The sequence below is a fragment of the Streptomyces sp. NPDC043685 genome (assembly GCF_056436585.1).
On record NZ_JBWKCH010000008.1, the window covers coordinates 385,786 to 405,025 of the forward strand.

At 72.2% G+C, this 19,240-nt stretch carries 15 protein-coding genes; 4 read left to right on the top strand and 11 right to left on the bottom strand.

Annotated features, from left to right (window positions below):
• The 8 genes from ftsW to rsmH form a co-directional block, all read right to left on the bottom strand.
• Entirely contained in the window at nucleotides 1-1,365 is a 1,365-nt protein-coding gene (gene ftsW, locus AC0665_RS27190) for a putative lipid II flippase FtsW (protein ID WP_468411307.1), read from the bottom strand.
• Nucleotides 1,366-1,500: 135 nt separating this feature from the next.
• Entirely contained in the window at nucleotides 1,501-2,943 is a 1,443-nt protein-coding gene (gene murD, locus AC0665_RS27195; protein WP_478705957.1) for a UDP-N-acetylmuramoyl-L-alanine--D-glutamate ligase, read from the bottom strand.
• Nucleotides 2,925-4,016: a phospho-N-acetylmuramoyl-pentapeptide-transferase gene (gene mraY / locus AC0665_RS27200; protein WP_037670865.1), complete on the bottom strand. Its 1,092-nt coding sequence runs from the start codon at nucleotides 4,014-4,016 to the stop codon at nucleotides 2,925-2,927. The genes murD and mraY overlap by 19 nt, the downstream gene beginning before the upstream one ends.
• Nucleotides 4,016-5,431: a UDP-N-acetylmuramoyl-tripeptide--D-alanyl-D-alanine ligase gene (locus tag AC0665_RS27205; protein WP_468411311.1), complete on the bottom strand. Its 1,416-nt coding sequence runs from the start codon at nucleotides 5,429-5,431 to the stop codon at nucleotides 4,016-4,018. Before AC0665_RS27205 ends, mraY begins: the two co-directional genes overlap by 1 nt.
• Nucleotides 5,432-5,459: 28 nt before the next feature.
• Nucleotides 5,460-6,980 (bottom strand): UDP-N-acetylmuramoyl-L-alanyl-D-glutamate--2,6-diaminopimelate ligase, encoded by a 1,521-nt coding sequence (locus AC0665_RS27210; protein WP_468411313.1) that lies wholly within the window; start codon nucleotides 6,978-6,980, stop codon nucleotides 5,460-5,462.
• A gap of 193 nt (nucleotides 6,981-7,173) precedes the next feature.
• On the bottom strand, nucleotides 7,174-9,135 hold the full coding sequence (locus AC0665_RS27215) for a peptidoglycan D,D-transpeptidase FtsI family protein (protein ID WP_478705958.1): 1,962 nt from the start codon (nucleotides 9,133-9,135) through the stop codon (nucleotides 7,174-7,176).
• 5 nt (nucleotides 9,136-9,140) lie between these two features.
• Entirely contained in the window at nucleotides 9,141-9,590 is a 450-nt protein-coding gene (ftsL, locus tag AC0665_RS27220) for a cell division protein FtsL (protein ID WP_468411317.1), read from the bottom strand.
• Nucleotides 9,591-9,621: 31 nt separating this feature from the next.
• Nucleotides 9,622-10,578 carry a 16S rRNA (cytosine(1402)-N(4))-methyltransferase RsmH gene (gene rsmH, locus AC0665_RS27225; RefSeq protein ID WP_478705959.1) on the bottom strand — a complete coding sequence of 319 codons (957 nt, stop codon included), beginning with the start codon at nucleotides 10,576-10,578 and terminating at the stop codon, nucleotides 9,622-9,624.
• A 383-nt stretch (nucleotides 10,579-10,961) separates the two neighbouring features.
• On the opposite strand from rsmH, the gene AC0665_RS27230 reads away from it, so the two are divergent.
• The 4 genes from AC0665_RS27230 to AC0665_RS27245 all read left to right on the top strand — a co-directional run bounded on the left by AC0665_RS27230 (nucleotide 10,962) and on the right by AC0665_RS27245 (nucleotide 16,610).
• A complete protein-coding gene (locus AC0665_RS27230; protein ID WP_366051249.1) occupies nucleotides 10,962-11,513 on the top strand; it encodes a carbonic anhydrase in 552 nt (183 codons plus the stop codon).
• A gap of 302 nt (nucleotides 11,514-11,815) precedes the next feature.
• Nucleotides 11,816-12,856 (top strand): AAA family ATPase, encoded by a 1,041-nt coding sequence (locus AC0665_RS27235; protein ID WP_478509900.1) that lies wholly within the window; start codon nucleotides 11,816-11,818, stop codon nucleotides 12,854-12,856.
• Nucleotides 12,856-14,217: a DUF58 domain-containing protein gene (locus tag AC0665_RS27240; protein WP_468411323.1), complete on the top strand. Its 1,362-nt coding sequence runs from the start codon at nucleotides 12,856-12,858 to the stop codon at nucleotides 14,215-14,217. Before AC0665_RS27235 ends, AC0665_RS27240 begins: the two co-directional genes overlap by 1 nt.
• On the top strand, nucleotides 14,217-16,610 hold the full coding sequence (locus AC0665_RS27245; RefSeq protein WP_478705960.1) for a transglutaminase TgpA family protein: 2,394 nt from the start codon (nucleotides 14,217-14,219) through the stop codon (nucleotides 16,608-16,610). Before AC0665_RS27240 ends, AC0665_RS27245 begins: the two co-directional genes overlap by 1 nt.
• 229 nt (nucleotides 16,611-16,839) lie before the next feature.
• On the opposite strand, the gene AC0665_RS27250 is transcribed toward AC0665_RS27245, so the two are convergent.
• From AC0665_RS27250 to AC0665_RS27260, 3 genes are all read right to left on the bottom strand, one after another.
• Entirely contained in the window at nucleotides 16,840-17,238 is a 399-nt protein-coding gene (locus AC0665_RS27250; RefSeq protein WP_363120062.1) for a DUF3040 domain-containing protein, read from the bottom strand.
• Between the two features lie 278 nt (nucleotides 17,239-17,516).
• Complete coding sequence (locus AC0665_RS27255; RefSeq protein ID WP_468637374.1) at nucleotides 17,517-18,323, bottom strand: methyltransferase; 807 nt, start codon at nucleotides 18,321-18,323, stop codon at nucleotides 17,517-17,519.
• 198 nt (nucleotides 18,324-18,521) lie between these two features.
• Nucleotides 18,522-19,082, bottom strand: coding sequence for an SAV_6107 family HEPN domain-containing protein (locus tag AC0665_RS27260; RefSeq protein ID WP_363120060.1), 561 nt, complete (start codon nucleotides 19,080-19,082; stop codon nucleotides 18,522-18,524).
• Between the last annotated feature and the right edge of the window lie 158 nt (nucleotides 19,083-19,240).

A 19,240-nucleotide genomic window follows, 5' to 3' on the forward strand; every position in this document is an offset into this window, starting at 1 on the left:
TCACCGCTCTCCGGACGAGCGTGCCGCCGAGGCACGCCGTCGCATCGTGTTCCATCTCCGGGGACTCCGACCGGAACCGGTGCCCCCCGCCCCCCGCTTTCTACCAAAGCGGGGTTGCCGCATCGCAAGCGCCATCCGCGCAGCGGGGTCCTCACGCGCGAAGGCGATCAGCAGCCCGATGGCGAACATGGTCGGCAGCAGGGCGGATCCTCCGTAGGAGAACAGCGGGAGGGGGACGCCGGCGATCGGCAGCAGACCGAGCACCGCACCGATGTTGATCACGGCCTGGGCCGTGATCCAGGTGGTCACGCCTCCCGCGGCATACCTGACGAAGGGGTCCTCCGTGCGTCCGGCCACGCGGATACCCGCATAGCCTAGAGCCGCGAAGAGGGCGAGCACCGACAGCGTCCCCGCCAAGCCCAGTTCCTCACCGGTGACGGCGAAGATGAAGTCGGTGTGGGCTTCGGGGAGTTGCCCCCATTTCTCCACACTCGCACCCAGTCCGGAACCGAAGATCCCGCCCGAGGCGAGGGCGTAGATGCCGTGCACGGCCTGCCAGCAGTCGACGGGACCCGACTGGGGTTCGGTGGCGCCCAGGCACTGCAGACGGGCCATGCGGTTGGGGCTGGTCTTGATGAGGATCAGCCCGAGCACGGCGGCGATCGACAGCACCCCCGCGAACAGCCGGGTGGGGGCGCCGGCCAGCCAGAGCAGGCCGAACAGGATGGCCGTGAGGATGATGGCGGTGCCCATGTCGCCGCCGATCATGATCAGACCGAGCAGCATGAACGCGGCCGGCACCAGGGGCACGAGCATGTGCTTCCACTGGTTCAGCAGCCTCTTGTCCTGCTTGCGGGCGAGCAGGTCGGCGCCCCACAGCACGAGGGCCAGCTTGCCGAACTCACTGGGCTGGATCTGGAAGGAGCCGCCGAGGGCGATCCAGTTCTGGTTGCCGTTGACCGACACTCCTATCCCGGGGACCTGCACCAGGGCCATGAGACAGACGGCGCCCGCGAGGATGGGGTAGGCGAGCGCCCGGTGCAGCTTCACCGGCATCCGCGAGGCGGCGAGCAGCAGACCGGTGCCGATGCCCGCCGCGAGCAACTGCTTGCGGAAGAAGTACGAACCGGGCAGCGACATCTGCAGCGCGGTGATCTGGGAGGCCGAGTAGACCATCACCAGTCCCAGCACGGTGATCAGCGCACTGCCGCCCAGGATCAGGTAGTAGGCGGTCAGGGGCCGGTCCCAGCCCCTGCGCACGCGGGTGTAGAGGCCCAGGACGCCGTTCTCCTGCACGCGTCGTGGTGCGGCGGGGCGCCTCGGGGGGCGGGGGATGGGGGGCCGTCCGGTGCGGCTGGTGGGCATCGCCGCTCACCCGGCCGTGCTCGCGGGGGACATGGCGCGGTGCACGCCCCCAGGCCGCTCGGGCACCAGCCGCTTCCGTGTCACGCGTCCCTCCCAGGTACGCCCGGCGCCGCCGCCGGGCGAGGCGGACCCGGGTCAGCCGTCGGCGGAGCCGAGCTCACGAACGGCGTCCGCGAAAGCGTCCCCGCGCTTGTTGTAGTTGGCGAACATGTCCATGGAGGCACAGGCCGGGGCCAGCAGCACCGTGTCGCCCGGCTGAGCGAGCTTTCGCGCCTCCTGAACCGCCGCGCGCATCGCCCCAGTGTCGGTCCGGTCGAGGTCGACGACGGGTACCTGCGGGGCGTGTCGCGCCAGGGCTTCCCGGATGAGCGCGCGGTCGGCGCCGATCAGCACCGCACCGCGCAGCCGCTTCGCCGACTTGGCGACCAGTTCGTCGAAGGTCGCGCCCTTGGCGAGCCCGCCCGCGATCCACACGATCGACTCGTAGGCCGCCAACGAGGCTTCCGCGGCATGGGTGTTGGTCGCCTTGGAGTCGTCGACCCAGGCGACGCCGTCCACATCGGCGACGTGCGCGATGCGGTGGGCGTCCGGGGTGAAGGCCCGCAGGCCGTCCCGTACGGCCTTGGCGGGCACGCCGTAGGCGCGGGCGAGGGCCGCCGCCGCGAGGGCGTTGGCGATGTTGTGCGGGGCCGGCGGGTCGACGTCGGCGACCTCGGCGAGCTCCTGGGCGTTCTTCTGCCGGTTCTCGACGAAGGCGCGGTCGACCAGGATGCCTTCCACCACGCCGAGTTGGGACGGGCCCGGGGTGCCGAGGGTGAAGCCGATGGCACGGCAGCCCTCCTCGACGTCGGCCTCGCGTACCAGGTTCTCGGTCGCCTCGTCGGCCACGTTGTAGACGCAGGCGACGCGATTGCCCTCGTAGATACGGCCCTTGTCGGCGGCGTACGCCTCCATGGAGCCGTGCCAGTCGAGGTGGTCCGGGGCGAGGTTCAGCACGGCCGCGGAGTGGGCGCGCAGGGAGGGCGCCCAGTGCAGCTGGTAGCTGGAGAGCTCCACGGCCAGGACGTCGTACTGCTCCTCGCCGAGGACCGCGTCCAGCAGGGAGACGCCGATGTTGCCGACGGCGGCGGTGCGCAGACCGGCCGCCTTGAGGATCGACGCGAGCATCTGGACGGTCGTCGTCTTGCCGTTGGTGCCCGTGACGGCGAGCCAGTCGGCGGCGCCGGGTCCGCGCAGGCGCCAGGCCAGTTCGACGTCGCCCCAGACCGGGACGCCCGCCTGCTCGGCGGCCGCGAACAGCGGCTTGTCCGGCTTCCAGCCCGGCGCCGTGACGATCAGCTCGGTGCCCTCCGGCAGGGTGTCGCCGTCACCGAGGCGCACGGTGATGCCGAGCGCCTCCAGTTCGTCCGCCTGCGCCCGCGCGCGCTCGTCGGCGCCGTCGTTGACGACCGTGACGGTCGCGCCGAGGCCGTGCAGCACCTTGGCCGCCGGGACGCCGGAGACGCCGAGTCCTGCGACGGTGACGTGCTTGCCCTGGAAGTCGAAGGGCTCCGAGGAGGTCACTTGTCCGCTGCCCATCCTGCGTAGAAGAGGCCGAGTCCGACGATCACACAAATGCCCTGAATGATCCAGAAGCGGACCACGACGAGCACTTCGGACCAGCCCTTGAGTTCGAAGTGGTGCTGGAGTGGCGCCATCCGGAAGACACGCTTTCCGGTCAGGCGGAAGGAACCGACCTGGATCACCACGGACATGGTGATCAGGACGAAGAGGCCACCGAGGATGGCCATCAGCAGCTCGGTGCGCGAGCAGATCGCGAGGCCGGCGAGCACACCGCCGAGCGCCAGCGAACCGGTGTCACCCATGAAGATCTTGGCCGGCGAGGTGTTCCACCACAGGAACCCGAGGCAGGCGCCCATCAGCGCCGAGGCGACCACGGCGAGGTCGAGGGGGTCCCGTACCTCGTAGCAGGCCCCGGGGTTGGTCAAGGTCTGCGCGTTGGCGCAGGACTCCTGGAACTGCCAGACGCCGATGAAGGTGTAGGCGCCGAAGACCAGCACCGAGGCGCCGGTGGCCAGACCGTCCAGACCGTCGGTGAGGTTCACGCCGTTGGACATGGCCAGGATCATGAACAGCGCCCAGACCACGAACAGCACGGGGCCGATCGTCCAGCCGAAGTCCGTGATGAACGACAGCTTCGTGGAGGCCGGGGTGTTGCCGCGGTTGTCCGCGAACTGCAGCGACAGCACAGCGAAGCCGATGCCGACGATCAGCTGGCCGGCCATCTTGGCCTTGGCGCGCAGGCCCAGCGAACGCCGCTTGACGATCTTGATGTAGTCGTCGAGGAAGCCGACCAGGCCCATGCCGACCATCAGGCCGAGCACCAGCAGGCCCGAGAAGGTCGGCGCCGCGTCGACGTCCGGGTCCAGATAGCCCGTGATCACCTTGGCCAGGAAGTAGGCGGCGACCGTGGCCAGGATGAAGGCGATGCCGCCCATGGTCGGCGTACCGCGCTTGCTGGCGTGCTCGCGCGGGCCGTCGTCGCGGATGTACTGGCCGTAGCCCTTGCGCGCGAGCAGCTTGATCAGCAGCGGGGTGCCGACCAGCGTGAGGAACAGACCAATGACTCCTGCGAACAGGATCTGCTTCATCATCGGGCGGAAACCTCACCCTCGGCACCGGTCTCGAGCAGCGCCTGGGCAACGCTCTCGAGCCCGACCGAACGGGACGCCTTCACGAGCACGACGTCCCCCGGGCGCAACTCGCTGCGCAACAGGTCGACCGCCGCCTGTGCGTCGGACACGTGCACCGACTCCTCACCCCACGAACCCTCGTTATATGCGCCCAGTTGCAGCCAGGCGGCTTCCCTGCCACCGACCGCGACGAGCTTGCTGACGTTGAGCCGGACGGCGAGCCGTCCGACCGCGTCGTGCTCGGCGAGAGCCTCGTCCCCGAGCTCGGCCATCTTGCCGAGCACCGCCCACGTACGACGCCCCTTGCCGATGGCCGCGAGCGCGCGCAGCGCCGCCTTCATGGACTCGGGGTTCGCGTTGTAGGCGTCGTTGACGACCGTCACGCCGTCCGGGCGCTCGGTGACCTCCATCCGCCAGCGGGAGAGGGAGCCCGCCTCGGAGAGCGCGAGGGCGATCTCGTCTGCGGACATGCCCAACTCGTGGGCGACGGCGGCCGCGGCGAGCGCGTTCGACACGTGGTGCTCACCGTACAGGCGCATGGTCACATCGCTTGCACCGGAGGGTGTGTGAAGCCTGAACGAGGGCTGTCCGGTGTCCGTGAGTCGCACGTTCTCGGCGGACACGTCCGCTTCGCCGGACTCTCCGAAAAAGAGCACCTTCGCCTTCGTACGGGAGGCCATGGCCCGGACGTAGGGGTCGTCCGCGTTGAGGATCGCGGTGCCGCCGTCGGCCTCGGACGGCAGCGCCTCCACCAGCTCGCCCTTGGCCTGGGCGATCTGCTCGCGGCCGCCGAACTCGCCGATGTGGGCGGATCCGACGTTGAGCACGAGGCCGATCTTCGGCGGGGTCAGTTCCGTGAGATGGCGGATGTGCCCGATGCCGCGGGCACCCATCTCCAGGACGAGGAACCTCGTCTCCTCGGTGGCGCTGAGCGCGGTCAGCGGCAGCCCGATCTCGTTGTTGAGCGAGCCGGGCGTGAACACCGTCGGCGCCTTGCGCTGGAGCACCTGGGCGATGAGGTCCTTGGTGCTGGTCTTGCCCGCCGAGCCGGTGAGGGCGACGAGGGTGGCGCCGAGACGGCGTACGACGTGCGTGGCGAGGGCGCCGAGGGCGCTCTGGACGTCGTCCACGACGATCGCGGGCACGCCGACCGGCCGGGTGCCGAGCACGGCCGCCGCGCCGGCCTCGACGACCGCCGCCGCGAAGTCGTGGCCGTCCACGCGCTCGCCGGCGAAGGCGACGAAGAGGCTGCCGGGCACCGCCTCCCGGGAGTCCCGGACGACCGGGCCGGTGACCTGGACGGACGGATCCGGTATGTCGTGCGTCTGCCCGCCGACGACTTCTGCGATCTCGGCGAGGGAGAGGGCGATCACAAGTTCATCCCCTGGGTCTTCTGGATTTTCATCCCTGGGTCTTCTGGATGGCTTCGCGGAGCACCTGGCGGTCGTCGAAGGGACGGACCACCCCGGCGATGTCCTGGCCCTGCTCGTGGCCCTTGCCCGCGACCAGCACGGTGTCGCCGGGCTCCGCACGGGCGACGGCGGCGGCGATCGCGGCGGCCCGGTCCTCGAAGACCTGCACCTCGCCGCGCTCGTGCGCCGGCACGGACGCCGCGCCCTGGAGCATCGTGGCGAGGATCGCGAGGGGGTCCTCACCGCGGGGGTTGTCGGAGGTCAGCACGGCCGTGTCGGCCAGCCGTGCCGCGGCGGCGCCCATCGGCTCGCGCTTGGTCCTGTCCCGGTCGCCGCCGCAGCCGAGGACGATGTGCAGCCGGCCCTCGGTGACCTTGCGCAGGGCGCGCAGCACCGACTCCACGGCGTCGGTCTTGTGCGCGTAGTCGACGACCGCGAGGTAGGGCTGCCCGGCGTCCACGCGCTCCAGGCGGCCCGGGACGCCCGGGACGGCGGCGACGCCGTCGGCGGCGGCCTGCGGGTCGAGACCGGCGACGGCGAGGGCGACGATCGCGGCCAGGGTGTTGGCCACGTTGAACGGCCCGGGCAGCGGCGACTTGGCGTCGATCCGCTCGCCCTTGGGGCCGACGACCGTGAACGTCGAGTCCAGCCGGCCCACCTGGACGTCCTCGGCGCGCCAGTCGGCGTCCGGGTGGCCCTCGGCGGAGTAGGTGACGACCGGGACGGTCGCTTCCTTCGCCAGCCTGCGGCCGTACTCGTCGTCGACGTTGACCACGCCGAGTTTGCCGCGTTCCGGCGTGAACAGCTGCGCCTTGGCCCGGAAGTAGTCCTCCATGTCGGAGTGGAACTCCATGTGTTCCGGGCTGAGGTTGGTGAAGACGCCGATGTCGAAGACGCAGCCGTCGACCCGGCCGAGGACCAGGGCGTGGCTGGAGACCTCCATGGCGACCGCGTCCACACCGCGTTCGCGCATGACGGCGAACAGGGCCTGGAGGTCGGTGGCTTCGGGGGTGGTGCGCTCGGACTTGATGCGCTCGTCGCCGATGCGCATCTCGACCGTGCCGATCAGGCCGGTGGACCTGACCGTCTTCAGGCCGCCCTCGACGAGGTAGGCGGTGGTGGTCTTGCCGGAGGTGCCGGTGATGCCGATCTGGAGCAGGTCCCGGCCGGGGTGGCCGTAGATCGTGGCGGCCAGTTCGCCCATCCGGCCGCGCGGGTCGTCGACGACCAGGACCGGCAGTCCGGACGCGGCGGCGCGCTCGGCGCCCGTCGGGTCGGTCAGCACGGCGGCGGCGCCCAGGCCCGCGGCCTGGTTGACGAAGTCGGCGCCGTGCAGCCGGGCACCCGGCAGGGCGGCGTACAGGTCGCCGGGACGCACGGCGCGTGAGTCGTGGGTGATGCCCGTGACCTCGGCGGTGCTCTGCGGCGCGGAAGCACCCAGCTGGCCGGCGAGTTCCGCGAGGGGTGTGGCGGAGACCTGCACCGGCCTGGGCGGCCCGGGGTATGTCACGGGATGGCCCTTCTGGGTGGTTTGGGACTGATCAGCGTGTGGCACGGCGGTGAGCGTACCGGGCGTACCCGCCTCCGGGCGAAGTGAGGGGCCTGCGCTGCTCTGGTTCCCGGGCTCGGGGGTGATCGTTGTCACGGAGACGGTCCTGGTGGCTCGGTGGGGCTGGGTGCTGAACAGGCCGGGTCGGCGCTGGTCACTGCTTGAAGGAGACGGGCAGCTTCGCGGGCTTGGCGCCGGTCGGCGGGACCTGGAGGGACTTCAGTGCGAACTCCATGACCTTCTTGTAGACGGGTCCGCAGATCTGCCCGCCGAAGTAGCTGCCCTGGGTGGCGTTCTGGATGGCGCAGTAGACGGTGATGCGCGGCTTGTCGGCGGGTGCGAACCCGGCGAACGACGAGGTGTAGCCGTGGTACTTGCCGGTGGCCGGATCCACGCGGTTGGCGGTGCCCGTCTTGCCCGCGACGCGGTACCCGGGGATGCGCGCCTTGGTGCCGGTGCCCTCCTCGTCGTCCACGACGGACTCCAGCATCTGGGCGAGGGTCTTCGCGGTCTTGGCGCTGACGACCCGGTTCTTCGCGGGCTTGGGGGCCGGGGTGAAGCGTCCGTCGGGGCCCTTGGTGCCGCGCACGAGGGTGGGTTCGACGCGGACGCCGCCGTTGGCGATGGTCGAGTACACGGAGGCCGCCTGCATGGCGTTGAGGGAGACGCCCTGGCCGAAAGGGATCGTGTACTGCTGCGAGGTCGACCACTTGTCGGGCGGGGCGAGGATGCCCTTGGTCTCGCCGGGGAAGCCGAGCCCGGTGTAGCTGCCGAGGCCGAACTTGCGCAGGTAGTCGTAGAGGACCTTGTTGGCCTGGGCCTGGGTCTTTCCGAGCTGCCCGGTGGCGAGGATGGTGCCGATGTTGCTGGACTTGGCGAGGACGCCGTTGAGCGTGAGGTACCAGGTCGGGTGGTCGATGTCGTCCTTGAAGAGCCGGTCGCCGCGGTGCAGCCGGTTGGGCACGACGACGTGGGTCCCGGGTGTGGCGACGTTCTGCTGGAGGACGGCCGCCATCGACATGACCTTGGCGGTGGAGCCGGGCTCGAAGGCGTCCTGGAGGGCGGCGTTGCCCAGGGCGGCCGGGTCGGCGTCGGAGAGGTCGTTCGGGTCGAAGCCGGGCGAGTTGGCCATGGCCAGGATCTGCCCGGTGCGGGTGTCCTGGACGATGACGTAGCCGCGGTCGGCCGCGGACTCCTTCACCTGGTCGCTGATGGCGTTCTGGGCGGCCCACTGGATGTCGCGGTCGATGGTGAGCTCGACGTCGCTGCCGGGGACGGCGGGTGTCTCGGTGGAGCCCGCGGTGGGCACGAGACGGCCGCCGGACTGGGCGTAGCGGATCTTGCCGTCCTTGCCGGCGAGCTGCTTGTTCAGCTGGAGTTCGATGCCGCCGCCGGGCTTGCCCTCGGCGTTGACCCAGCCCAGTATCCCGGCGGCGAGGTCGCCGTTGGGGTACACGCGTTTGCTGGTGGCGACGGAGAAGACGCCCGAGAGGACGTTGCGCGCGGACTTGTCCGTCTCGGCCTTCTTGGCGAGCGCCGCCTTGAGGTCCTTGATCTGCTTCCAGACCTGCGGGGTCTGGCGGGAGGCCAGTTTGACGTAGCGCAGGGCCGGGTTCTTCGGCCGCAGCTTCCGGACCAGGGCGTCCTGCTCCTGGCCGAGGATGGGCGCGAGGAGTGCCGCCGCCTGTTCGGGGCCGTCGGCGATCTTCAGCTGGCCGGGGGCGAACATCGTGGGGTCGGCGGTGATGTCGTAGGCGTCCTCGCTGGTCGCGAGGGCCACGCCGGACCGGTCGGTGATCTCGCCCCGGTCGGCGGCGAGGATCTGCCCGACATAGCGGTTCTGCTCGGCCTTGGCCGCGTAGGTGCTGGCGTCGACGGCCTGCACCTGGAACAGCCGTACGACGAAAGCGGTGAGGACCAGGGTCAGCGCGAGGCCGACCAGCCGCAGGCGGGGGCGGGGGCTGCCGAGCCGCAGCGGCTTGGGCGCCCCCGGGCGGCCCTGTCCCGGCCGCCGGGCGGCGGGACGCGCACCGGGGCCGGGACGGCGCCGGGCGTCGGGGCGGGCGGGCCTGGCGGGGCCGGGCACCCGGCGGCGTGGCGGTTCCCTGTCGGACACTTCCGTCACCTGCCGGGGGTCGGAGGAGGGCCGTCGGTCATGGCCTCGGGGGCGAGGACCAGGGGGGTGTAGGCGGAGGACCGCCCGACGCCGGGGGCGGCGCCGGGGACACCCTTGACGCTGCCGTCGGGAGCGAGGAAGGCGGGGTCCCCGCCGGGCACCATGCCGAGCTCGCGGGCGCGGCGCTGCAGGGCCTCGGGGGCGGAGTAGGCGTCGATGTCCCGCTGGAGGGCCTGCTCCTCGTCGGTGAGGTTCTTCGTGCCGCGCTGGAGGTCGTCGAGTTTGAACGCGCCCTCGCTCAGGGCCGAGTTCAGCACCAGGAGGCAGATCAGACCGCCGCCGAGGAGCAGGACGACCAGGAGGACGAAGGGCGTGCGGGCCGCCTGCCCGGGGCCGGTCGGCAGGAGCCGCGCGAGCCGGGCGGCCCTCCCCTTCAGTTCGGGTTTGCCGCTCACGCACACTCCCTCGGTCCGGCCTGCACACGCCTCACTCGACGTCCTCCCTGATGCGCTCGGCTCCGCGCAGTCGCGCCGGTGCCGCCCGCCGGTTCTCGGCGATCTCCTCTTCCGTGGGGAGTTCGGCACCGCGCGTGAGCAGCTTGAGCCGCGGCTGGTAGCGCTCGGGGACGACGGGCAGCCCGGGCGGCGCGGTGGTGGCCGCTCCCGCCGCGAAGACCTGCTTGACCAGCCGGTCCTCCAGCGAGTGGTACGACAGCACGGCGATCCGTCCGCCCACGTCGAGTGCCTTCACCGCGGCGGGGATCGCCCGCTCCAGGACGGAGAGCTCACCGTTGACCTCGATGCGCAGGGCCTGGAAGGTGCGCTTGGCGGGGTTCCCGCCGGTGCGCTTGGCGGCCTGCGGCAGGGCGTCACGGATCAGCTCGACGAGGCGCGCGCTGTTGCTGAACGGCTCCTTGTCCCGCTCGCGCACGATCGCGCTCACGATCCGCTTGGCCTGCTTCTCCTCGCCGTACGCCCGCAGGATGCGGACCAGTTCGCCCGGCGGGTAGGTGTTGAGGACCTCGGCGGCGCTCATGCCGGTCGTCTGGTCCATGCGCATGTCGAGGGGGGCGTCCTGGGCGTAGGCGAAGCCGCGGTCGGCCTCGTCGAGCTGCATGGAGGACACGCCCAGGTCGAACAGGACGCCCTGCACGCGCGCGATGCCGAGCCTGTCGAGCACCTCGGGCAGCTCGTCGTAGACGGCGTGGACTAGGGTGGCGCGCTCGCTGTGCGGGGCGAGACGTTCGCCGGACAGGCGCAGGGCCTCCTTGTCGCGGTCGAGGGCGACGAGCCGGACGCCGGGGAACCGCTCCAGGAGTGCCTCGCTGTGGCCGCCGAGGCCGAGGGTGCAGTCGACGACCACGGCGTCCGGGCCCTGGAGGGCGGGTGCCAGCAGGTCCAGGCACCGCTGGAGCATCACCGGGACGTGTCGACTCTCGCTCAAGGGGCCCTCTCAGATCCGGCGCGGCCCTGCGCACCGCCGGGTCACCGCCCGCTCGGGGAAGAGGCCTGCCGGCGCCGGAAGCGTCAGCCGACCGGGAGCGGGAGGAGGCCGAGCCGTACGTACGCGCCGCGCACGCGGGGAGACACCGGTCTTCGCCGGGGTCCTGGAAGAACATCAGTCCAGCGGGGAGAGTCTCGCCTCCCGCTTCGCGTCACTTTAGTCCACGGTGTCGCCCGGTCAATCAACCGGCCTGCGCGTCGCCGTCGTTCGCGCGGAGCCCTGGACACCACCCTTGTGGGGTACCTCACACACGCCACTCGACGGCATTCTTTGTTCACTTCCACAGGAGGCTTGGATGGGGTGTGACCAGTAACGTCATACCTATGACGACTTCTGCATCGGTTCCCACAGGTTCGGAGAGCGCCATCAAGGGCGGCGGCACGGTCACCGACCGCCTCGTCGAGGCCAACACCCGGTACGCCGAGGCCTTCACCGACCCGGGCATGGACGCCCGGCCCGTGCTGCACGTGGCCGTCGTGGCCTGCATGGACGCCCGTCTCGACCTGCACGCGGCGCTCGGCCTGGAGCTGGGTGACTGCCACACGATCCGCAACGCGGGCGGCGTCGTCACGGACGACGTGATCCGCTCCCTCACCATCAGCCAGCGCAAGCTGGGCACGCGCAGCGTGGTGCTCATCCACCACACGGGCTGCGGCCTGGAGAGCCTCACCGAGGACTTCCGCAACGAGCTGGAGGCCGAGGTCGGCCAGCGGCCGGCGTGGGCCGTGGAGTCCTTCCGGGACGTCGACCAGGACGTGCGGCAGTCGATGCAGCGCGTGCGCACCTCGCCGTTCGTGCCGCACACCGACGACGTGCGCGGATTCGTCTTCGACGTGAAGACCGGCCTGCTGCGGGAGGTCGACCCGGCCGCCTGACCCCGTCCCGCCGGCCCGGGAGCCGTGGGCCGCCCGCCCCGTGAGACCACCCGCTGCAGCTGTCGAAAGCCTGTCAGTCACGTGTTCGAATGATCGTAAGACCGACATATCGCGGCCAGTTGTCCACAGTCGAGTGACACGAATCGGTAACGGCAGCAAGAATGCGGGAGTGACGTCGCGCGGAACCATTCCCGCGTGGTGTCCGTGGTTGGGGTGGGCCGGCCCGCGTCATGCGGCGTCGGCCCGGGAAAATGGGGTATCCCGAGCTCCCCTGGAGCGCGGGAAAGGCCGAGGAGGGCCGGGTGACGACCTATGACGATCGAGCGAGCCTCACTGATCTGACCGCCGTGGTGGAACGCGTGCGGGAGTCGGTGGAAGGCGTGATCGAGGGCAAGCCCGAGGTCGTACGGCTGTCGCTGACCGTGCTGCTGGCCGAGGGACACCTGCTGATCGAGGACGTCCCCGGAGTCGGCAAGACGATGCTGGCCAAGGCACTGGCGCGGTCCATCGACTGCTCGGTGCGGCGCATCCAGTTCACGCCCGACCTGCTGCCGTCGGACATCACCGGTGTGTCCATCTGGGACCAGCAGCGCCGCGACTTCGAGTTCAAGCCGGGCGCGATCTTCGCGCAGGTGGTGATCGGCGACGAGATCAACCGCGCCTCGCCCAAGACGCAGTCCGCGCTCCTGGAGTCCATGGAGGAGCGCCAGGTCACCATCGACGGCAAGACCTACGAGCTGCCCAGCCCCTTCATGGTGGTGGCGACGCAGAACCCGGTCGAGATGGAGGGCACCTACCCGCTGCCGGAGGCCCAGCGCGACCGCTTCATGGCCCGCGTGTCGGTGGGGTACCCCAGCGCGGAGGCCGAGCTGCAGATGCTGGACGTCCACGGCGGCGTCTCGCCGCTTGAGGATCTCCAGCCCGTGGCCCACGCGCACGAGATCCTGAAGCTGATCGAGGCGGTGCGCGGTGTGCACGTCGCGGAGCCGGTACGGCGCTACGCGGTCGACCTGGTCGGCGCCACGCGCACGCACCCGGACCTCAGACTCGGCGCCTCCCCGCGCGCGACGCTGCACCTGCTGCGCGCGGCCAAGGCGTCCGCGGCCCTCAGCGGCCGGGAGTACGCGCTGCCGGACGACGTGCAGGCCCTCGCCGTCGCCGTCCTGGCCCACCGTCTGCTGCCCACCGCCCAGGCCCAGCTCAACCGGCGCACCGCCGAGCAGGTCGTCGAGGAGATCCTTCAGCGCACGCCCGTACCGGCGGCGCCGCAGCAGCACAGCGGCTTCGGCGGCCTGGGCCGTACGGCGCCGGCGTATCCCCAGCAGCCGCCGCGGAGGCTGTGATGACCACCGCGGGGGCGGGGTACGCGGAAGCCGACCGGGGCGAGAAGGGCGGCGTCCGCACCGCCCTGGCCGGTCTGACCACCCGCGGACGCTCCTTCCTGGCCGCCGGAGTCGCGGCCGCGATCTGCTCGTACGTGCTCGGACAGAGCGACCTGCTGCGCGTGGGTCTGCTGCTGGCGGTGCTGCCGCTGGTGTGCGCGGCGGTGCTGTACCGCACGCGCTACCGGGTCGCGGGCAGCCGCCGGCTCTCCCCCGCGCGCGTGCCCGCCGGCAGCGAGGCCCGGGTGCACCTGCGGATGGACAACGTCTCGCGGCTGCCCACGGGTCTGCTGATGCTCCAGGACCGGGTGCCGTACGTGCTCGGCCCCCGGCCCCGGTTCGTGCTGGACCGGGTGGAGGCGGGCGGCCGGCGCGAGGTGTCCTACCGGGTGCGCTCCGACCTGCGCGGCCGCTACCCGCTCGGCCCGCTCCAGCTGCGCCTGAGCGACCCGTTCGGCATGTGCGAGCTGACCCGGTCCTTCTCGACGCACGACACCCTGACCGTGATCCCGCGCGTGGAGCCGCTGGCGCCGGTGCGCCTGAGCGGCGAGGCGAAGGGGTACGGCGACGGGCGGCAGCGCTCGCTCGCGCTGGCCGGCGAGGACGACGTGATCCCGCGCGGCTACCGCTACGGCGACGACCTGCGCCGAGTGCACTGGCGCTCCACCGCCCGCTACGGCGAGCTGATGGTGCGCCGCGAGGAGCAGCCCCAGCGCGCCCGCTGCACGGTGCTGCTGGACACCCGGGGCATCGCCTACGAGGGCGCCGGCCCGGACTCGGCCTTCGAGTGGGCCGTCTCGGGCGCCGCGTCCGTGCTGGTGCACATGCTGGAACGGGGTTACTCGGTACGGCTGCTGACGGACACGGGCAACGCGGTGCCCGGTGAGGGCGGGGACGGCTTCGCGGGCGCGAGCCAGGAGTCGGCGGACGCGGCCGGGCTGATGATGGACACGCTCGCGGTGATCGACCACTCCGACGGCGCGGGCCTGTCCCGGGCCTACGACGTGCTGCGCGGTGGCAACGAGGGGCTGCTGGTGGCCTTCCTCGGCGATCTGGACGAGGAGCAGGCGGCCGTGCTCGGCCGGATGCGGCAGCGCAGCCCGGGTGCGGTCGCCTTCGTGCTGGACAGCGACAGCTGGGTGCGGGAACCGAGCGACGTGCCCGGCCCGTTGGACAGGAGCGGCGACCGGCTGCGCATGCTGCGCGAGGCGGGCTGGACGGCCCTGCCCGTGCCGCGGGGCGCCTCGGTGGACGAGCTGTGGAGGCAGGCCGACCGGGAGCGCAGGGGCTTGGCCGCCGCGAGCGGCGGGGAGGGGCCGTGATGAGCGGGCGGGTACGACTGACGCTGGGGGCGTGGGCGGCCACGCTGATGGCCGCGTGCGCCCTGCTTCCCCTGGTCAGGCCGGCCACCTGGATCGTGCAGGCGGCCTTCCTGCTGGCCCTCCAGTCGGGTGTGGGCGCCCTCGCCCGCAGGGTGCCGTTGGCCCGGCCGCTGACGGTGGCGGCCCAGGCCGTGGTCACCGTGATGCTGCTGACCTTCGTCTTCGCCCGTGGCCAGGCGCTGGCCGGGCTGATCCCGGGCCCCCGGGCCTTCGACCGCTTCGCGCTCCTGCTCCAGCAGGGCGGGGACGACATCGCGCGGTACGCGATCCCGGCGCCCCTGGAGTCCGACGGCATCCGGCTGATGCTCGTGGGCGGAGTCCTGATCATCGGGCTGCTGGTGGACACCCTCGCGGTGACCTTCCGCAGCGCCGCCCCGGCCGGGCTGCCCCTGCTCGCCCTGTACTCCGTGGCCGCGGGGCTTTCCGACGGGGACACGGACTGGCTGTGGTTCCTGGTGGCGGCGGCCGGCTATCTGATGCTGCTGCTGGCCGAGGGCCGGGACCGGCTCTCGCAGTGGGGCCGGGTCTTCGGCGGTGCCCCGTCCACCGCCGCCGGGGAGCCGAGCGGTGCCCTCGCCCCGGTCCGCACCGGCCGGCGCATCGGCGTGGTGGCGCTGGGCATCGCCCTGGTGGTGCCGCTCGGCCTGCCCGCGATGAACGGCGGCCTGCTGGACTCCGTGGGCGCGGGAGCGGGCGGCGGCGCGGGCGGCGGGGGCACGATCTCCGCCGTGAACCCCCTGGTGTCGTTGCGGGACAGCCTGAACGCGGACGAGGACCAGCAGGTGCTGTCCGTGCGGACCAACTCGGCGGACGTCTCGGACCTGTATCTGCGGATCGTGTCCCTGGACGACTTCGACGGCACCACCTGGAAGCCCTCCCGGCGCTCCATCACCGCCGTCCCCGACGGCACCTTCCCCAGCCCGACAGGCCTCAGCCCGGACGTGAAGCGCGCGGAGGTCGACACCACGATCGCCGCGGCCGACTGGTACGCCCAGGACTGGCTGCCCATGCCCTACCCGCCGAGCGGCGTGCGCATCAGCGGCAACTGGCGGTACGAGCCGGTGGGCATGACGCTGGTCGGCGACCACGGGCAGAACACGCGCGGCCTGACCTACCGGGTCACGAGCCTGGACGTGCGGCCGACGGCGGAGCAGCTGGCCTCGGCGGGACCGCCGCCCACGGACATCGAGCGCGACTTCACCGAGCTGCCGGACTCGCTGCCGTCGGTGGTGGGCCGCACCGCCCGCCAGGTCACCGCGGGCGCCTCGGACCCGTACGACCAGGCGGTCAAGCTCCAGGACTGGTTCTCCGTGACGGGCGGCTTCCAGTACGACACGCAGGTGCAGGTCGGCAGCGGCTCGCAGGCGATCGCCCGCTTCCTGAAGGACAAGCAGGGCTTCTGCGTGCACTTCTCCTTCTCGATGGCGGCGATGGCCCGCTCCCTGGGCATACCGGCCCGGGTGGCGGTGGGCTTCGCGCCGGGTACCCCGCAGGCGGACGGCTCGGTGTCGGTGGGGCTGCGGGACGCGCACGCCTGGCCCGAGCTGTACTTCGAGGGCGTGGGCTGGACGCGTTTCGAGCCCACGCCGACCCGCGGCTCGATCCCCGCCTACACCGTGCCGGACCGCCCGGACGACTCGGTGCCGAACCCGGCCCGCCCCTCCCAGTCGGCCTCCACCGCTCCGTCCGCCGCGCCCTCGGCGAGCGAGAGCTGCACGCAGGAGCAGAAGAAGCTGGACGGCGACTGCGGCAGCGCGTCGCCCCAGGCGGCGCTGCCCACGGACGACGAGGGACCCAAGTGGTACGCGTACCTGGTGTGGGCGCTCGCCGGTCTCGCCGTCCTGGCACTCCCCCTGGCACCGATGCTGTGGCGGCTGCGGACGCGCACAGCGCGGCTGGGGGCACACGGCCGCGGCGAGCAGGACGCGGCCCTGTACACCCTGGCCGTCTGGCAGGAGCTGACCGACACGGCGTGGGACTACGGCATCACGCCGGACGAGTCCCGGACCCCGCGCACGGCGGCCGCCCGCATCGTCCGGCTGGGCGACCTCGACGCCACGGCCGCGGCCTCGGTGCACCGGGTGGCGAACGCGGTGGAGCAGGTCCTGTACGCACCCCACCCCCGCCCCGTCGCGGGCCTCACGGACGACGTCCACCGGGTGGCGGCCGGGCTCGGCGCGGCCGCCGGACGACCGGCCAGGCTCCGGGCGCTGCTGGCTCCCCGCTCCACCGTGCGGGTGGTGTGGGCGGCGTCGGCCTGGTGGACGAGGGTCCGGAAACGCGCCATGGCACTGCGGCCCACCTGGCGCAGGGCGTCGGGGCAGCGGGGCTGAGGGCTTCGGAAGCAGCCGGGGCCGTCGGGGCGAGCGCACCGGCGGCCCCGCGCTGTTCTCCGGAAGTCCGCCGCCGGCGGGGCCGGCCGGGGCGAACCAGGCCGCGCCGGAAGACGCCCCGCGCGCATGACCCCGTGAGCCGGGTACGCATGCGTCAGGGGGTGACCACCGAGTCGGTGGTCACCCCCTGACGTACGTGTTCACGTAGGTGGAGAGGCTGCCCGGAGGGCTAATGGCCGCCCTGCTCGTCGCGGCGCTTCTGCCAGCGCTGCTCGATGCGGTCCATCACGGAGCGACGCTGCCGGCCCTGACGACGGGCCTGGTGTCCGGCGACGCCGGCCGCCTGTTCACCCGGCTTGGGGGCCTTGCGCCAGCCGGTCACGGCCAGCACCGCACAGCCCAGCATGACGAGGAAGCCCACGACACTGAGCCAGACCTGCTTGGCGACCATTCCGGCCATGAGGAGCGCGATACCTACGAGGAAGCCCGCGACCGCCTGGTAGACCCGTCGCCGGGTGTACGTGCGCAGCCCGCTTCCCTCAAGCGCTGTCGCGAACTTGGGATCTTCGGCGTACAGCGCTCGCTCCATCTGCTCGAGCATGCGCTGCTCGTGCTCAGAGAGCGGCACGGAGTCCTCCTCATCGTGCAGTCGCCGGGGCGACCCGGGGGGTCTCTTCAGGATAGGCAGGGAATCGCCCCCGTGAAACCCGCCCCTCTGCGCCAATTGACCAACCGGAACCCGCCATGGGCGGCCCGGCTCGCTGAGGCTTCCATTCCCCGGCGGCCGACCCGTCATGCCGGACGGTCTCCCTCGATCATACGGCGCGTCGCCCCCATTCGGGGGGCCTGTGGCGTACTCCATGCGCAGCCAAGGCGCTGATCAGTGGCGGTGCCCCGGGAAGCGGCTCAGCTCTCGACGACCCCATCGGTCTCGCCGGCCCCACGCTTCTCGGCGGCCCCACCGGTCTCACCGAGCACATGCAGCTGCGTGGCCACCGAGTGGAAGGCCGGAAGCTCGGCCGCGGCCTCCTCCAGCTTCAGCAGCGCGTCAAGGGCCCCGGGCTCGGTGTCCACGAGGACCCCGGGCACGAGGTCGGCGAAGACGCGCACCCCGTGCACCGCCCCGACGCGCAGGCCCGCGCCCTCGACCAGTCCGGTGAGCTGCTCGGCGGTGAAGCGGCGCGGCACGGGGTCACCCGTGCCCCATCGTCCGTTCGGGTCGCCGAGCGCCTGCCGGGCCTCCTTGAAGTGCCCGGCGAGGGCACGGGCCAGCACGGCACCGCCGAGGCCGGCCGCGAGCAGGCTGAGGACACCCTCCGGGCGCAGGGCCGCCACCACGTTGCGGACACCCTCGGCCGGGTCGTCCACGTACTCCAGGACGCCGTGGCACAGCACCACGTCGTAGCCACCGCGCTCGGCGACGTCGAACAGGCCGTGGGCATCGCCCTGCACGCCCTTGACGCGGTCGGCGACACCGGCCTCGGCGGCGCGGCGCTCCAGGGCGAACAGCGCGTTCGGGCTGGGGTCGACGACGGTGACCCGGTGGCCGAGGCGGGCGACGGGCACCGCGAAGTTGCCGCTGCCGCCTCCGGTGTCGAGGACGTCCAGCGACTCCCGACCCGTGGCCTTGACCCGGCGGTCCAGGGCGTCCTGGAGGACCTCCCAGACCACGGCGGTACGGAGTGCGGCGCGGGGGCGCATCGGGTCCGACACGGCAGTTGACTCCTCGGCGCGGCACCGCCTCTTGCACGGCGGCGCGAACGGGGCGTCTCCCCCGGCCCGGCCACGGGGAGGGAAGACTTCAGGCGTCCCCCACCCTATTGCCTCGGCGGCGGCGTCCGGATGACCCGGTCCCGAGACGGCCCGAGGTCAGACGCCCCACGCCCTCGACCGCCGGAACCCCGCTCCCCCTCACCCCGCGTCCGGCATCCCCCTCCCCGGGCCGCGCTCCGGCCGGTCCTGGTCCGGGCGGGGCTGCGGCAGGACCGGCTGGAGGACCAGCATCCGCTCGACGAGGCGCAGGAACATCGCCACGTCCCGTATGAGGTCGTCGGCGTCCCGGCCGGTGGCCGCGCCCTGGATGCCCGCCTCGGCGCGGGCGCGGCGCCGGGCGCCGGAGGCGAACAGGGCGCTCCAGTCGGCCAGTTCCGGAGCGATCTCGGGGAGCACTTCCCAGGCGCTGCGGATCTTGGCCCGGGCCCGGGGGGAGGTCTCGGGGCGACCCCGGGCGGCGAGCACCGCGGCCGCGGTGCGCAGGGCGGCGAGGTGGGCGGTGGCGTAGCGCTCGTTCGGTGTCTCCAGGGCGGTGGCCTCGTCGAGGCTGGCGCGTGCCTGGGCGAGAAGGTCGAGGGCGGCGGGCGGGGCCGTGGCCCGGCGCAGCACGGGGTGCACGTCGCTCGCCGGGCCGGTCAGTGAGGGGGCAGGGCCGGTGGCGCGGCGCCGACGGGCGGCTGCTGCGTGGTAGCTGGCCATGACGAACCTCCTGTCGTCTGTGTGACGGCACGTCCGGTCACGAAGTGCCGTATGTGACCCATCGTGAGGTATGGCACTGACAATCCGTTCTGACCTGCTGTTTTGCCTCGATCGCAGGTTCGGAGTAGTTTTTGCACTGACCAGTCAGTTCAAATCAG

Excerpts from the sequence above, each read along its gene's own strand:
- ftsW (WP_468411307.1), bottom strand. The coding sequence starts at position 1,365 with ATGCCCACCAGCCGCACCGGACGGCCCCCCATCCCCCGCCCCCCGAGG.
- murD (WP_478705957.1), bottom strand. The coding sequence starts at position 2,943 with ATGGGCAGCGGACAAGTGACCTCCTCGGAGCCCTTCGACTTCCAGGGC.
- mraY (WP_037670865.1), bottom strand. The coding sequence starts at position 4,016 with ATGAAGCAGATCCTGTTCGCAGGAGTCATTGGTCTGTTCCTCACGCTG.
- AC0665_RS27230 (WP_366051249.1), top strand. The coding sequence starts at position 10,962 with ATGACGACTTCTGCATCGGTTCCCACAGGTTCGGAGAGCGCCATCAAG.
- AC0665_RS27240 (WP_468411323.1), top strand. The coding sequence starts at position 12,856 with ATGACCACCGCGGGGGCGGGGTACGCGGAAGCCGACCGGGGCGAGAAG.
- AC0665_RS27245 (WP_478705960.1), top strand. The coding sequence starts at position 14,217 with ATGAGCGGGCGGGTACGACTGACGCTGGGGGCGTGGGCGGCCACGCTG.
- AC0665_RS27260 (WP_363120060.1), bottom strand. The coding sequence starts at position 19,082 with ATGGCCAGCTACCACGCAGCAGCCGCCCGTCGGCGCCGCGCCACCGGC.